This is a genomic window from Paenibacillus odorifer (assembly GCF_000758725.1).
Lineage (GTDB): Bacteria > Bacillota > Bacilli > Paenibacillales > Paenibacillaceae > Paenibacillus_AQ > Paenibacillus_AQ odorifer.
Window position 1 is genome coordinate 842,294 of sequence record NZ_CP009428.1, and the last position, 15,113, is coordinate 857,406.

Consider the following 15,113-nt stretch of genomic DNA (forward strand, 5'->3'; position numbering starts at 1 on the left):
AACATGAGAAATCACAAACTAACAGAATTAAATGAACAAGCGGTGCAATACATTGCTGTTGGTGCAGCCGTTCTTGGAACAGGCGGGGGCGGTGACCCGCATATTGGTAAATTGATGGCGATGGAAGCCATTCGCAAATATGGTCCTGTTCGTTTAGTAAGTCCTGAGGATCTGGAGGACGATGCATTGGTTGTTCCTATATCCATGATTGGCGCACCTACGGTTATGAATGAGAAGATTCCTTCGATTCAGCAAATGATCAAGCCTTTGGATATGATTGAGAAAGAGCTGGGCCGCAAGGTGAGCGCCATTATGCCGATTGAGGTCGGTGGCGGTAACTCTCTGGTTCCCGTAATTACGGCTGCGGAACGCAATATTCCTATCGTAGATGCGGATGCCATGGGACGGGCTTTTCCAGAATCGCAAATGGTGACATTCTACTTGGACGGTATTGACTGCAGTCCGATTACGATGGCAGATGAACGCGGCAATGGTGTGCTTATGCATGCGATCGACGGTGTTTGGGAAGAGCGGATGGCGCGTGCGGTTACGATTCAAATGGGCGGATCAGCTTCGATTTGTGATTATCCGGTAACTGGAGCGCAGGTAAAGCAAAGTGCAATTCCACATACCTTGACGCTTGCGTATGAAATTGGAAAAACATTGTTTGAGTCCAAGGAATTGAAGCAGAATCCAATTGAAATGCTGCTGAAGCAGCTGAATGGATATGCGTTGTTCCAGGGTAAGGCAGTAGACATTCGCCGTCGTACAGAAGGCGGATTTACACGCGGTGAAGCGATCTTCGAAGGTACAGATGCTAAAAAGGGACGTACGATGACTTTGTTCTTCCAGAATGAGTTCCTTCTTGCCACAGAAGATGGACATTCAATTGCTATTACTCCTGATCTGATCTCTGTGCTTGACCAGGATACCGGTATGCCAATCACGACTGAGAATTTGAAATACGGTGCTCGGGTTAGTGTGGTTGGTTTCCCTTGTGATCCGAAATGGCGTTCACCAAAGGGCCTCGAGACGGTAGGTCCACAATATTTTGGCTATGACGCACCTTATGTTCCAATTGAACAATTGGCAGCAGAGAAAGGGGGAGCAGAGTAATGTCTCATACGAATGTAGACAACATGGAAGAAATATACCGCATTGGGATTGATGTCGGCGGGACAAATACAGATGCAGCCTTGCTCGACTCCAAGCTAAACACCATTCATACGATAAAAGTGCATACCACAAGTGATGTGAATGAAGGCATTACTGAATCCATCCGTCGTTTGTTAGCAGAGAGTAGTGTGAATCCGGCGCAGATTCGTTATGCAATGCTCGGAACTACGCACTGTACGAATGCTATTGTAGAGCGCAAGCACTTGGGGAAAGTCGGCTTGATTCGAATCGGGGCACCGGCAACAACTGCGGTTCCTCCACTTGCGGATTGGGACGATACACTTAAGGCAACGGTTTGCCCACATGCTTATGTTGTTCATGGTGGATATGAATATGATGGCCGCACGATTGTTGAAATGGATGAAGAAGAGATTCTAGACTGCTTTTTGAAAATGAAGGGTGAAGTCGAAGCGGTTGCGATCTGTGGTGTGTTCTCCCCAGTGAATACCTCGCAGGAGAAACGTGTCGAAGAACTAGCGAAGCAAGTACTTGGCGCAGATATGCCTGTGACGTTGTCTCATGAGATTGGAAGTATTGGATTGCTCGAGCGTGAGAACGCGTCGTTGCTGAACGGCGCATTACTTAACGTCATTGCTGGAGTCGTAAAGGGCTTCGAAGAGGCGCTTCACACTTATGGAATTGACGCGAGCCTATACATCTGTCAGAACGATGGAACACTGATGTACAGTGAATATGCGCTTCGTTACCCGATTCTGACGATTGCTTGCGGTCCGACGAATTCCATTCGGGGCGCGGCACACTTGTCAGGTCTGAATGATGCACTTGTTGTTGATATCGGTGGCACCACGACAGATATCGGCGTCCTGATGCAAGGCTTCCCGCGTCAATCCTCCGCTGCGGTTGAGATTGGCGGGATTCGCACGAACTTCCGCATGCCGGATATCTTATCGATCGGGATCGGCGGCGGTACAATCGTTCGCTTGGATGAAACGCAGGATCAGGTAACAGTGGGTCCGGATAGCGTGGGGTACGAGCTATTGAAGCGCGGTCTCATCTTTGGTGGTGATACGCTCACAGCAACCGATGTGGCGGTGAAGCTTAATCGATACGAGTGGAAAGATGCGCAGACTGAGGCACTTGATGAATCGATCTGCAAGAGAGCAGATGAGATCATTACGCGGGATATCGAGGAAGCGATTGATCGGATGAAGACAAGCTCAGATCCTGTTGACGTCATTTTGGTCGGTGGCGGAAGTATTCTTGTGGCAGACAAGCTTGAAGGTGTATCACGGATTGTAAGACCGGATCACTATGATGCTGCAAATGCGATTGGCGCTGCGTTAGGTGAGGTGAGCGGGGAGACAGAGCGGATTTATTCCCTGGACGAAATGTCTTATGATGAAGCTAAGGAAGATGCCCGCAGCCATGCAATAGAGCAAGCTGTTCTAGCCGGTGCAGATCGCGATACCGTTCAGATCGTATTGTCTGAGGATATTCCGATTGCATACTTGCCGGGTAATGCCTTGCTGGTAAAAGTAAAAGCGGCTGGACGTTTATAAGATGATTATGGATCTGCCTTGAGGAGTGAACTCTTCGAGGCGGATCTTTTTGTCTTTATAATTGTATTACCAAGAAAGAAAGGGGATTTAGAATAGCTGTCGAAGTGGGTTATGTACATATTTTAACGATGGGAGAGAGGACAATGAAAGTGATTAGCACATTAGAAATCGTAGATGTACAGACTAGGGAGCGTACTGCCCTCCGCTCATTTGATTATTTAATCGAGGCACCCAATTGGACTAGCGATGGTAAGCGTCTTATTTATAATAGTCGAGGTTGTCTCTATTCGTTCGACATCGCAACCTGTGAGCTTGTTCAAATTGACTCGGGGTTTGCTGCGGAATGTAATAACGATCATGTTCTGTCTTTTGACAACACTAAGATCGCAATTAGTCACCATACGAAAGAAGATGGTAAATCTCGTATATATATTCTTCCCATGGAGGGTGGCGAACCGGTTCTAGTTACACCGAATGCTCCAAGTTATTTACATGGTTGGTCTCCAAACGGTGCTGAGTTAGCTTACTGTGCAGAGCGCAATGGTCAATATGATATTTATACCATTCCAGTAGACGGGGGAGTAGAGGTACAACTGACGGATTCGCCTGGGCTGGATGATGGGCCTGAATATTCACCAGATGGGGGAAATATATGGTTCAACTCGGTGCGTACAGGGCTGATGCAGATATGGCGAATGAATGCCGATGGCACTGAGCAAACACAGATGACTTTTGATGAGAGTAATAACTGGTTCCCGCATGTATCGCCAGATGGGCAGACGATTGCTTACTTGAGTTACCGCAAAGGAGATGTAGATCCTGGCGATCACCCTGCGAATAAGGATGTTGAGATTCGATTGATGGCAAGCACGGGAGGAGATTATCGCACACTAGTACAATTGATTGGAGGACAAGGTACGATTAACGTGAATTCGTGGTCTCCGGATAGTAAGCGCTTGGCGTTTGTAAGTTATGTGGTGGAGGAATACGAATAAAATACCGATAAAAATTATAGTATTGTTATTTATATATAAATGGAGGAAAGACGGATGAAGAGGATTTTTAGTATATTGCTGATGTTATTACTGGTTACACCAGCACTCGGCACTACAACCTTTGCGGGCAATACGGTGAAGGCTAAGGTGACAGAGAGCAGTACATATTTTGATGGAGAACAGCGGAACCTGAATGGGTTCAACATATCGAATAACAATTATTTCAGACTACGCGATTTGGCAGAGTATTTCTCGGGAACGAGCAGCCAGTTTGATATCACTTGGAATAAAGCGAACAATGCGATTGAGATCATAACTGGGCAAGCATATACGCCCGAAAAGAAAACTACGAGTAACTATTATAGCCGCAATAAAAATTATGCAGCTACGCTTTCCAACTCTAAGGTGCTGGTAAATGGACAGTTGCAGTCTATTACGGCGTACAATATTGATGATAACAATTATTTTCAGTTGAGAGATTTGGCGGGCAAAATCCCGTTCGATATTGAATTTGACGTTCAGTCTGATCGCATATCGTTATTCTCCAAGATCCCAGATCATGCTTACCGGGTAAAGACGGCAGCTGTAGCTGAGAGTAATGCAGAATCTTCTTATTTTCCTAGATGGAAAAGTACGGCCACTTCCTATCTCGTGAATAATAAGGACGGGACTGTAAGTGTCCTTGAGGCGAATAAGGAGGTTACGATTGAATCATATAATGAGAAGTTTGAACTAACTGGAAATAAGAGTATCCCTTTTGAGCTTCCGATATTTGGTGGTTTCTACTGTGGGGAGAAGTATAACTATATTGCTTTTGGCCAAGAGAACCGCGAAGAGAATGATAGCAAAGAAGTCATTCGTATTGTCCGTTATGATAAAAGCTTCAATAGAGTAGACAGTGTCTCCATAAAGGGTGGGGAGAGCTATACCGTTAGCCCGTTTGATTCAGGCTCCGGTAGTATGGCTGAGGCTGGAGATACGCTTGTATTTCACACCTCACGTACAAGATACACGACAGAAGATAAATTAAATCATCAATCCCAGCTTACCATTATCGTAAATACTAAATCCATGACCGTGACCAATGATCTGGGAAGATTCCAGAAGAATCATGTCAGTCACTCTTTTGACCAATATGTATTGTTTGATGGTGCAGCGCATGTTCTAGTCGATCATGGAGACGCTTATCCCCGTTCGATTGTTCTGAATAAAGGAGACGGAGCCAGTTATAACGAAGTAGACTTATTTAATATTCCCGGCAAAATCGGAGCTAACGCGACGGGTGTTTCTATAGGCGGATTTGAGCTGTCCCCGGCGAACTATATAGTCGCTATGAATTCGGTAGATCATTCCCTAGTCAAAGAGTATACATCTTATGAGATGGTGGGTTTAGAAACGGACCAAAGGGATGTCATGCTTAGTGTGTTGCCCAAGTCCAACCTGAGCAGTACTTCGGTGAATCACATTACCTTGGCTAAATATGTAGGCACGAACCTGATCGCTTCCATCCCTAAACTAGTAAAAATCACAGACGACAAAATGATGGTGCTGTGGCAGGAGTTTGATAAAGAGAATCATCCGGGTGATCTGAAATATGTTCTTATAGATGGAGCGGGGAAAGCTACTAGCGACATCCAAACGGTCAAGCATTTTGCCTTATCAGAGTGCAGTCCTATTATTAGTGGTGATAAAATTATTTGGTATACTAACAATAAGGGGTCCCGAGTGTTCTATTCGATCCCGTTAAATTAACGGATTCAATTAATAACAAAGTGGGTAAATTAGACTATAAGCTATAAATAGGACCTTCTAATTAGAAGGTCTATTTTTTCACGCAAAAATTACATCATCCATGGAGGTCGCTATGCATCGCGTAAATCTAAACCAGGAACAGTTCAACCAACAGGTGATTAATCACGCCTCCTTTGGGATCGCTCTTTTAGCGCCAAATGGTTTGATTCTGACCGTAAACCCAGCCTTTGAACAGACTTTTGGTTATTCCACTGAAGAGTTTGAGGGTATGCGGTTAGAAGACCTTTCTCACCCCGAAGATTTCGGCAACCTTCATGATCTAAAGGCACTCTTGGGTGAGAAAACAAGATTGCAGATGGAAAAGCAGTTTATCACAAAAAATGGAGATTATATTTGGGGACAGCTTACTCTCCACTTATTCAGCGACGAGTCGAACCAGCCAGCATATTTCATTTGCCAAATCGTTAACATTACAAAGCAAAAGGAATCTGAGCAACGCCTTCAGGAGTCTGTTGAACGGTATACGTCGCTTAAAAAATACAACCATGACGCCGTCATTTCCTTTGACCTTGACGGTCGAATCATTAACACCAATAGTATGGCTGAAAAGATAACGGGCTACGCCATCGAGTCCGAGTTGATCGGGATGAAGCTTGCGAGTCTGATTGGAGAAGAGAATGTCCAGCGCATTCTGGAAAGAGCCCTTTACGATAATACGGTTGAGCAGTATATCAATAAGCTTGTCACTAAGGAAAGCGAAGTAGTTGAAGTGCTCACCAGTATTGCACCCATTTATGTGAACAATCATAATATCGGATTTTACCTTATATGCAAGGACATTTCCGAGCAAAGGCAATTGTCGCTAGCTAAGGAAGCCGCAGAGTCCACGAATAGAGCTAAAAGTGAGTTCCTGGCTATGATGAGTCATGAAATTCGCACTCCCATGAACGGGGTGATCGGCATGACTGATATTTTGCTTGAAACAGAGCTTAATGAAGAACAACGTGAATATGTAGAAATCATTCGCAAAAGCGGAGGAATCCTGCTCAATATAATCAATGATATCCTTGATCTTTCAAAAATTGAGGCAGGCCGTAGCGAGCTGCAAGAGGATACATTCGATCTGCGGACTTGCCTCAAGGACAGCTTTTCTGTTATCGCAATAAAAGCTGAACAAAAAAATCTGGAGCTCACCAGCATCATAAATCATGATGTTCCTGACTTTATTTACGGTGACGAGGAACGCTTGAAGCAGGTGTTTTTGAACCTGCTAGGGAATGCTGTGAAATTCACACCCGCGGGCAGCATATCGGTAAAAGTGAGGCTTGTAAAGGAAGATCCCTTCCTGCTGGCCTTTACGGTAACCGATACTGGCATTGGAATTGATCCTGATCGACTTACTGATATTTTTGAACCATTTGAGCAGGTGGATAGCTTTATGATGCGGAGACACGAAGGCACGGGTCTTGGCCTTGCCATCAGCCGCAGAATTGTCGAAATGATGGGTGGTGAGATCTATGCGGAGAGTGACGGCAAGAGCGGTACGTCGGTTACCTTCACAATCAGGCCCAAGAAATCAGTGGTAATCCCTAGCCAAGAGGCTAACATTAACAAGCTTCATACCGCACGTGAGGCAAGGATTTTACTTGCTGAAGACAACTCTATCAATGCGCTAGTGCTGACCAAAATACTCGAAAAAATGGGTCACAGCGTTATCGCCGTCACAAATGGCATAGATGCGGTTGAAGCAGCACGGAAAGAACCCTTTGATCTTATTTTATTGGATCTTCACATGCCCATTATGAACGGTATAGAGGCTATGAAGATGTTAAGAGATGAGCATCAAGAGAAATGTCCGCCGATCATCGCGGTCACGGCTAATGCTTTGAAGGGTGATCGTGAAAATTGTCTAGCTGCCGGGATGGACGAGTATATCAGCAAGCCTGTAAAACGTGAAGTCATCATAAAGATGTTAGATCAGTTTGTGATCTAATATAAACTGCATCAACCTCTTAGTGATATTATCCCCTTCAGGTGAATAGTAAAAAGCCAGTCCATTACTGTTACACTTGGAGGGGATCGCTCTATCCATTGAATTACATAGCATTGCACGTTATACTTTGAAAAGAAATACGGACCCGCTTATCATATAACAGATCCGTCCTTCTATAAGGTATGGATCTTATTTTTTGTATGTATATATTCAGTCAGAGACGGAGGCGCAACATTGCAGCTAATCAATCAATCGGAAGTACAAGATAGGATCGACCTGCTTAAAGATCAGGATCTATATATCCATCTTGAGATGACAACGGGAGCCTACGCTGCCCATTTAGATAGTTCGAAGCATCCAGCCGCTACTTTTATTACCAATGCTATTATTCGATATTCCCATGGTTCGATTTCCGGCAACGGTCCTTATCGGGTCGGCTTAAAAATGTCGCAGGGCTGGGTTTACTCGGAAGGGCTAACTCACTATGAAGAGAGTGAGACAGGCAGATTGATTATGGCTGGACATGATGCTCAAGGCAAACTGATCGTATCGTTACAATTAAGCCGAGAGCCGTTCTAATGGAAGAGGAGATGAAGAGTTCTGTGGAAAAACATATTCTTGTTATTTTGCCACATCCGGATGATGAGGCCTTCGGTATATCAGGTACCCTTGCCAAACATATACAAAATGGGACCCAAGTTACCTACGCATGCCTAACGCTTGGAGAAATGGGCCGAAATATGGGCATCCCGCCCTTTGCGAATCGGGTAACCCTCCCGGAAATACGTAAGAAGGAGCTGGAGGAATCCTGCGAGGCTATTGGCATACAGGATTTAAGAATGCTTGGTTTTCACGACAAGACGATAGAATTCGAAGATCAAGTCTTGCTCGATGGGCAGATTGATGCGCTCTTGAAAGAGCTTAAACCTTCGCTGATCATCACTTTCTATCCAGGGTACAGCGTTCATCCTGATCACGATGCTACTGGAGCTGCAGTGATCCGAACCGTTGCAAGATTGCCGAAGGAAGAAAGACCTCCTGTTCACTGTATAGCTTTTGCTAATAATATTGTAGAGATTGGGGAGCCAAAGGTTATCAATGATGTGAGAGATTTCCTCAAGCACAAGATGGCGTCCATTCAGGCGCATCGTTCCCAATTCCAGGCTGCTGAGCTGTTGGGCAGCAAACCTTTAAATGATAAAGAGATCCAAGCTCGGTTTGGAACAGAACATTTCTGGATTTATCCGTTTGAATGATAATGATCTAGTCAGAATTTTAGCGGTGATCTGTTGTCGGTGCTTAACCGGGGATAGATCGCCGTTTTTGTATGTGAATATTCAACTTTTCAGCGGGGGACGGTGGGAATTTAAGGCGAGGCCTTAAGACACGGGTAATTTGACCTAAAAAATTACTAAGGACTATCCGATATAGAAGATACTAACAATTGAAAGGTGATTAAATGCGAATCGGTCACAACATCACGTCTTTAAATAGTTTGAACAGATTAAATAAAAATAATAAATCTATTACAAGTTCACAAGAGAGGTTATCTTCTGGACTTCGGATAAATATAGCGGCAGATGATGCTGCAGGATTAGCAATTTCTGAGAAAATGAGAGCACAGATTCGTGGATTATCTCAGGCAGCAAGGAATACACAGGATGGTATTTCACTAATTCAGACTGCTGAGGGTGGACTTGGAACTATACAAGATCCTAATCTGCTAAGACTTCGGGAGCTTGCAATACAGGCTTCAAATGATACCTTAACAAATTTTGATCGAACATTGATTCAAAAAGAAGTTGAGCAGATAAAGCTTGGGATAAATGATATTGCTAATAACACTCAATTTAATGGAATTCATTTATTGAATAATGACCTCGAAGTAAACACGAATATTACCCCAGTACAGGGCAATATAAGTACGAACTGGACAGCTAACATACCTGCCAGAGATTTATCTAAGACTTCAGATGGAGGTTACGTCGGAATAAGAATTCCCGGTAATAATCCCTTCAAATTAGATAGTATGGGTAATCTGGTTTGGTCACAAGCAATTCCTAATATGGATGTGTATAGTATTAAGGAATCTAGTGATGGTGGTTATATTTTATTAGGAAATGATTTCTCAGCAGGGGCAATTTCCGATCAAAGGATAAATATAATTAAATGGGATGGGAATTTGAATGAGCAGTGGAGTACAGGGGTATCTGGCGTCTACTCCATTATGGGGAATGAAGTAATTGAGACTAGTGACGGTTCCTTTATTGTGGCAGGGACGGGTTCCGGTATTCAAAATTGGGATGGCCTTATGGCTAAATTTAATAGTAGTGGTGTGCAACAATCCACCTCGATAGTGGGTTCTTCACAATCCAATCCTGTTGGCTATGGAAGCGAAGAATTTAATTCTATTATTGAAACTGCTGACGGCGGTTATTTGGCTATTGGTTCATCAAGTCTCAAACTAAACAGTTCTTATACCGATAAGTCAAGCTGGGTTGTGAAATATGATAGTAACTTAAATCCGTTATGGGACACACGAGTCGGTGCTGCTGGGGATGATGAAGGTTACCGCGCCATCGCAACCAGTGATGGAGGGGCCATAATTGTTGGTTCTTATAACGACTCTACTAAAACTAGTGGATTAATCTATAAACTAGACAGTAGTGGAAACGTATTGTGGGAGAAGAATATCTCAAATGAAACTTCCAACTCCAGTCAACTTACTAGCATTACAGAAATGAAAGATGGGAATTACATCGTTGGAGGAATAGTAGATAATAATTATCGTCTTTCCATTTTTGATCCACAGGGAAATGAATTGGCTAATGTTAATCTAAATGGTGGGGGCTCTACGGATAGATTAAATAACATTATTAGTAATGATGACGGAAGTTACACTTTTTCAACTACAACTGGGATAACCAATTTCAATGTATCTTACGGATCAAACCCTGGTACCACATATGATTACAAAACAGTAAATCTTCAGGTGGGAGCAAACTCTGGGAATAACTTCGCTGTTAAATTAACAGATGCTAGAACTACTGCTCTGGGAATTGCGGATATAGATCTTTCAACTAGACAAGGTGCCGAATTAGCGATTTCAAAAATAGACAAAGCTATAAATACCGTTTCATCCAAGCGTTCAATGTACGGCGCGTATCAAAATGCATTAGAACATATCCATAATAACCTAACCAATTACGAAGTGAACTTAACAGCAGCTGAATCACGAATAAGAGATGTGGATATGGCAAAGGAAATGATGAAGCTTACCAAATACAATGTCTTATCTCAAGCATCACAAGCGATGTTGGCTCAAGCTAATCAACAGCCTCAAGGCGTGTTAGAGTTGTTAAAATAGTGCTATACATACAGTCTATGCATTTTCAGTGCATAGGCTTTTTTTAGAATCTATGATGATCTAAGAAATGATTTACAAAAAAATTTCCAGAGACTATTATATTTCTATGCGTAATATTTTCCTTTTTTAACTAGATTATTGTAAGAATTTATCTCTGGAGGTTCAAATGAAAAAGCACGACAAAATCATTTCCTTCATCTTCATGTTCATTATGATGGTGACGGCTATTTTCTGGGTAAACTCGACCACTAGTTGGACTATGATGGGTACCCTTGCTTCCGTGGCCTGTTTCGTACTTTTTATATTATTGGGACTCCGCACTATACCTGTTTTGACAGATTTTGTTCTGACAAATCCAGCACCTGAAGTAACTCTGGAAAATAAAACACGGGACAGAAAGCAGGCTTGGCTATATATTATCGGCTGGGTAGTGGCTAGTCGGGTCTTGCTTATGTTTATCGGTTATATATTTTTGATCATACAGAATGGCTATTCCGGTGGTTTGTTTAGCAAAATAGCTGAGACCTGGCATATATCAGGGATCGACGCTTCACATTATTTGGGCATCGCGGAGAATTGGTATGTGACGGAGGGAGATCCGAAATACCATATTGTGTTTTTTCCTTTTTTTCCAAATCTAATTAAAGTAGTTCAGGTATTCGTAGGGAATTATCTCGTCGCTGGATTTATCGTTTCTAATATTTGCTCGCTTGTTGCTGCCTTGGTCGCCTATGAGCTTGCCTCACTAGACATGCATCGAAAGAGTGCTATGCGAGTAGTGAAGTATATTTTTATATTTCCGGCTGCGTTCTTTTTCTTCATCCCAATGACCGAATCTCTATTTCTGGCCTTATCGCTGCTGTGTTTATATTTTGTGAGAAAAAAAGAATGGCTCATCGGATGTTTATGCGGTGCACTCGCAGCGTATACGCGTTCTCCAGGGGTGCTGTTGATTGTACCGGTTGCGATTGAATTAGCACGGGATCTTATAGGGAATTATAAATTACTAGATAAAAAAGCGTTTATACATAAGCTGATCACCGCCATTGGTTGTCTTGCTATCATATCGATGGGTTTGCTGGCTTATCTTTACATCAACTACTATGTTACGGGAAATGCTTTTCAGTTCAGTATTTACCAGAGGGAGCATTGGTCACAGAAGTTCTATCTCTTTTTCGATACCGTAAGATATCAGATGGAATATGCGGTGGGCACCTTTAAAAGTGGAGATAGCCGTTCTTTTCTCGGCATGTGGCTGCCCAATTTAATCGCTATATTCTCAGCACTAATTATCATGTTTATGGGAGCAAGAAAACTACGGCCATCCTACACTGCTTATTTTATCGTGTATTTTGCTTTCGTAGTGGGAGCTACCTGGCTGCTGTCAGCCCCGCGTTATTTGCTTGTTGCCTTTCCGCTAGCTTTTGCTGCCGTTGCGCTCACTAATGAAAAGCCGAAGGATGTTGCACTCACTGTTATATCTGTTGTGGGTAGTATACTTTACTTGGCAATGTTTGTAGCGGGATATCCGGTGTATTGAGGAATCGTGTTAAAATAGGAGAACGCCTAGGTGCGTTCTTCTTTTTTATTGCGAATAATCTTATAGAAACGATGGTGGGTATGAAGATTGATTACGACAATCAGGTGATCGAGTTTAATGTTCAATATGGAAACGGGAAAAAAATCTCCATTCATATAGATTCGTCAGGGCGCATAACACTCAAGGTACCTAAGAAAACATCTGAAGAGACGATTAAAAGTGTGGTTGAGCGTAATGGCAAAATGATTGTGGAGAAGCTGCAAAGTCTCGAAGCGGCTCGTGAAACGCCAAAGATGATCAGAGCGTACGAAGATGAAGGAAAGTTCCTGTATCTAGGCAAATATTATTCTCTGCATGAGCTTATAGAGACAGCGGAGCTAAGTGAAGAACAACTTCAGTTAAAGCTGAAAAAGTTCTATTTCTCTAGCTGCAAGAAGCTTATAGGAGAGCGGATCACTAGGTACCAGACGCAGCTTAGAGTAAAACCTAAGAGTATCGAGATTGTAGAGTCCAGGACCAAATGGGGAAGCTGCAGCTCCGATAAAAAACTAACCTTTAACTATCGTCTGGCCATGGCTCCCGTGGAGGTTATCGATTATGTGATCATCCATGAGTTATGTCATTTGCTGCATATGAACCATGATCGCTCCTTTTGGCGACGGGTTGGAAGCCTAATGCCGGATTATAAGGAGAAGGAAGAATATTTAGCAAGATATGGACGGGCTATGACGTTATGAAAAAAAGGGTATTCCAGTGCAACTAGAGTAATGGTTGCCGGGAATACCCTTCGTTATTTTAACCCCTTTGCAGCAATCGATAGAGGTTAAGTGCCAGTTGAATCTCGAATAACTCATCAGAGTTTTTCAGATCTATATTTAGCAAATCTTTGATTTTATCAATCCGGTAAATAAAGGTGTTGCGGTGAATAAACATCGCTTTGGCGGCTTCGGTTACATTCTGATTGTACATAAAATAATACTCCAAGGTAGACATGAATCTCGTGTTCATCGTCTGGTCATGTTCATGAATGCCTCCCAGAACTTTGTTAAAGAATGTCTCCATTTCCGTAGGCTTAATGTTGGAATCCAGAAAATGATAGACAGAATAATCCTCGAAGTGAGCAATGCTCCGGCTGTCTTTATTAAACCGCTGCATGAGCCGCATAGCTTCCTGGGCCTCGAAGAAGCTTCGATGGAGCGAAGCAAGTGTCTTATACTGACTGCCAATGCCGATGAGAAAATGATTTTTAGTCATTTCCTGAGCCAGCAACTGCAGCACCTCTTGAGCAAAGGCTTTCGTATCGCTTACGGAAATTGGCGGTTTATTTTCATTTTTGCCGATCAAGATGATGATTTGCTGATTGCGATAGTAACAGATTAGCTCTCCACCTGCATTACTGGACAAGCCATAGATCAAATTGACACATTTTTTGACCATATGCTCCATTTCATATTTTCTATAAACCATGTCCGTGTAGTTTTCCAGCTGTGTAGCTTCAACATGGATAACTGTACAGTAATACGCATAGTTAACTTTAAGCCCATGCATAGCAGATAGGGAATGCAGTGTTTCTGTTGAAGTAATATTGCCAGCTAATAAGTCGTCGAAGAAGTCCTGCCTAATTTTATGCTTTACCTCTTCGATTTCCTTGGCTTTGATCCGGTCCAGTGCAAGCATCGTGGATACATGCTCTAACGCGGTGTAGTCAAATTCAACCAGCTTGCGTACCGTTTGCAGAACGACGATATACGCGTAAGCATTACTGGATACAGAAACCGGCATAATGCAGCACTTGTACGGCTGTCCCTGAGAATAGTAGGTGCGTTTGATGGATTTTTTGATTTCAGTAATATACTTTGGGAAAGCTACCGTGAACTCTGTTGGAAAAACAGGCCTGTTCTTCACCAGTGGCAGGAATTCCTGAAGTGGAGATGGGTTGTCCTTATGATCTGTATAGCAGAGTAGGTTCCAGTCTCTATCTAATATAAGAACAGGGTTATGGATCGTGTCGGACAATTCCGCCGATATTTGCTCAATACCGCCGCCTTCGAGCGCGATTTTGAACAGCGCATTATGAAGGTCGAGCGAACGTCGGTTCACTGCATCGTAATCCGCGTTGGTCTTTTCGTTAATGATCGCAATGACTCTGGACAAGGTGTATTCAAAAGGGAGCTCCAGTAGCGGAAGTCCATGCTTATCAGCAAGCTCGATCATGTTCTGCGGGATAGCATCGAAATATCGCTTCATTTTGATGCAGAGTCCTGCACAGTTATTCTCCACCAGCTCATGAATGAATTTGTTCTGCAGCTCCGTGCTGTCTTTGAAGATATAGCCGGTGGATAAAAGCAGCTCGTTCGAGGTCAGCCAGTCAAATACGTCCGGATTCTCGATGATATTAACTACGGAGATTTGATTGTTTAGGCCAGAATGCCCCGCAACGATCTTTATGCCTTCGATGGATTTGATTTGTAAGATATCTTTTATCGTTAGCATCAATTCACACCTCTCATCATCACCCATTGTGCAATGTGCATAGTGATTACTTGTTGTTTTTAGTGTTCTTGTATGATGACCCCCAGTGTACGGAGGACTACAATAAGGGTGTCAGGTAACGTTTATCCGTTAAACTGTGATATATTTCACAAAAATATCCTTTTTCACACAGAAAGCAGCTCAATCTTCATCATTCTTGGAATTTTATGAACTGAGTGTAACATCTTCTATCATTCATCATCAACCGTTACGGTTTTTTTATGAGAACGCTTTCTAT

At 43.0% G+C, this 15,113-nt stretch carries 11 protein-coding genes; 10 read left to right on the top strand and 1 reads right to left on the bottom strand.

Annotated features, from left to right (window positions below; translation table 11 throughout):
• The first annotated feature begins 3 nt into the window (after nucleotides 1–3).
• From PODO_RS03635 to PODO_RS03680, 10 genes are all read left to right on the top strand, one after another.
• Entirely contained in the window at nucleotides 4–1,116 is a 1,113-nt protein-coding gene (locus tag PODO_RS03635; RefSeq protein ID WP_038568756.1) for an S-methyl thiohydantoin desulfurase family protein, read from the top strand.
• Nucleotides 1,116–2,696 carry a hydantoinase/oxoprolinase N-terminal domain-containing protein gene (locus tag PODO_RS03640; RefSeq protein WP_038568758.1) on the top strand — a complete coding sequence of 527 codons (1,581 nt, stop codon included), beginning with the start codon at nucleotides 1,116–1,118 and terminating at the stop codon, nucleotides 2,694–2,696. The genes PODO_RS03635 and PODO_RS03640 overlap by 1 nt, the downstream gene beginning before the upstream one ends.
• A 143-nt stretch (nucleotides 2,697–2,839) precedes the next feature.
• Nucleotides 2,840–3,691 (top strand): TolB family protein, encoded by an 852-nt coding sequence (locus PODO_RS03645; protein WP_244886420.1) that lies wholly within the window; start codon nucleotides 2,840–2,842, stop codon nucleotides 3,689–3,691.
• A gap of 54 nt (nucleotides 3,692–3,745) precedes the next feature.
• Nucleotides 3,746–5,443 carry a hypothetical protein gene (locus PODO_RS29835; protein WP_052096774.1) on the top strand — a complete coding sequence of 566 codons (1,698 nt, stop codon included), beginning with the start codon at nucleotides 3,746–3,748 and terminating at the stop codon, nucleotides 5,441–5,443.
• Nucleotides 5,444–5,555: 112 nt separating this feature from the next.
• Nucleotides 5,556–7,436 (top strand): PAS domain S-box protein, encoded by a 1,881-nt coding sequence (locus tag PODO_RS03655; RefSeq protein ID WP_038568761.1) that lies wholly within the window; start codon nucleotides 5,556–5,558, stop codon nucleotides 7,434–7,436.
• 234 nt (nucleotides 7,437–7,670) lie between these two features.
• Nucleotides 7,671–8,015: a YojF family protein gene (locus tag PODO_RS03660; RefSeq protein WP_036684865.1), complete on the top strand. Its 345-nt coding sequence runs from the start codon at nucleotides 7,671–7,673 to the stop codon at nucleotides 8,013–8,015.
• Between the two features lie 23 nt (nucleotides 8,016–8,038).
• Nucleotides 8,039–8,692: a bacillithiol biosynthesis deacetylase BshB2 gene (gene bshB2, locus PODO_RS03665; protein ID WP_038574105.1), complete on the top strand. Its 654-nt coding sequence runs from the start codon at nucleotides 8,039–8,041 to the stop codon at nucleotides 8,690–8,692.
• A 239-nt stretch (nucleotides 8,693–8,931) separates the two neighbouring features.
• Entirely contained in the window at nucleotides 8,932–10,803 is a 1,872-nt protein-coding gene (locus PODO_RS32110; protein WP_178124492.1) for a flagellin N-terminal helical domain-containing protein, read from the top strand.
• Between the two features lie 166 nt (nucleotides 10,804–10,969).
• Nucleotides 10,970–12,343 carry a hypothetical protein gene (locus PODO_RS03675; protein ID WP_038568765.1) on the top strand — a complete coding sequence of 458 codons (1,374 nt, stop codon included), beginning with the start codon at nucleotides 10,970–10,972 and terminating at the stop codon, nucleotides 12,341–12,343.
• 80 nt (nucleotides 12,344–12,423) lie between these two features.
• Nucleotides 12,424–13,080 carry a M48 family metallopeptidase gene (locus PODO_RS03680; protein WP_038574107.1) on the top strand — a complete coding sequence of 219 codons (657 nt, stop codon included), beginning with the start codon at nucleotides 12,424–12,426 and terminating at the stop codon, nucleotides 13,078–13,080.
• A 58-nt stretch (nucleotides 13,081–13,138) separates the two neighbouring features.
• Here the strand turns inward: PODO_RS03680 and PODO_RS03685 are convergent, their stop codons facing one another.
• Nucleotides 13,139–14,836, bottom strand: coding sequence for a PucR family transcriptional regulator (locus PODO_RS03685; RefSeq protein WP_038568767.1), 1,698 nt, complete (start codon nucleotides 14,834–14,836; stop codon nucleotides 13,139–13,141).
• Between the last annotated feature and the right edge of the window lie 277 nt (nucleotides 14,837–15,113).

What these genes read in the sequence shown, in the direction of transcription:
- PODO_RS03635 (WP_038568756.1), top strand. Translation starts at nt 4, where the DNA reads ATGAGAAATCACAAACTAACAGAATTAAATGAACAAGCGGTGCAATAC.
- PODO_RS03640 (WP_038568758.1), top strand. Translation starts at nt 1,116, where the DNA reads ATGTCTCATACGAATGTAGACAACATGGAAGAAATATACCGCATTGGG.
- PODO_RS03645 (WP_244886420.1), top strand. Translation starts at nt 2,840, where the DNA reads ATGAAAGTGATTAGCACATTAGAAATCGTAGATGTACAGACTAGGGAG.
- PODO_RS29835 (WP_052096774.1), top strand. Translation starts at nt 3,746, where the DNA reads ATGAAGAGGATTTTTAGTATATTGCTGATGTTATTACTGGTTACACCA.
- PODO_RS03655 (WP_038568761.1), top strand. Translation starts at nt 5,556, where the DNA reads ATGCATCGCGTAAATCTAAACCAGGAACAGTTCAACCAACAGGTGATT.
- PODO_RS03675 (WP_038568765.1), top strand. Translation starts at nt 10,970, where the DNA reads ATGAAAAAGCACGACAAAATCATTTCCTTCATCTTCATGTTCATTATG.
- PODO_RS03680 (WP_038574107.1), top strand. Translation starts at nt 12,424, where the DNA reads ATGAAGATTGATTACGACAATCAGGTGATCGAGTTTAATGTTCAATAT.
- PODO_RS03685 (WP_038568767.1), bottom strand. Translation starts at nt 14,836, where the DNA reads ATGCTAACGATAAAAGATATCTTACAAATCAAATCCATCGAAGGCATA.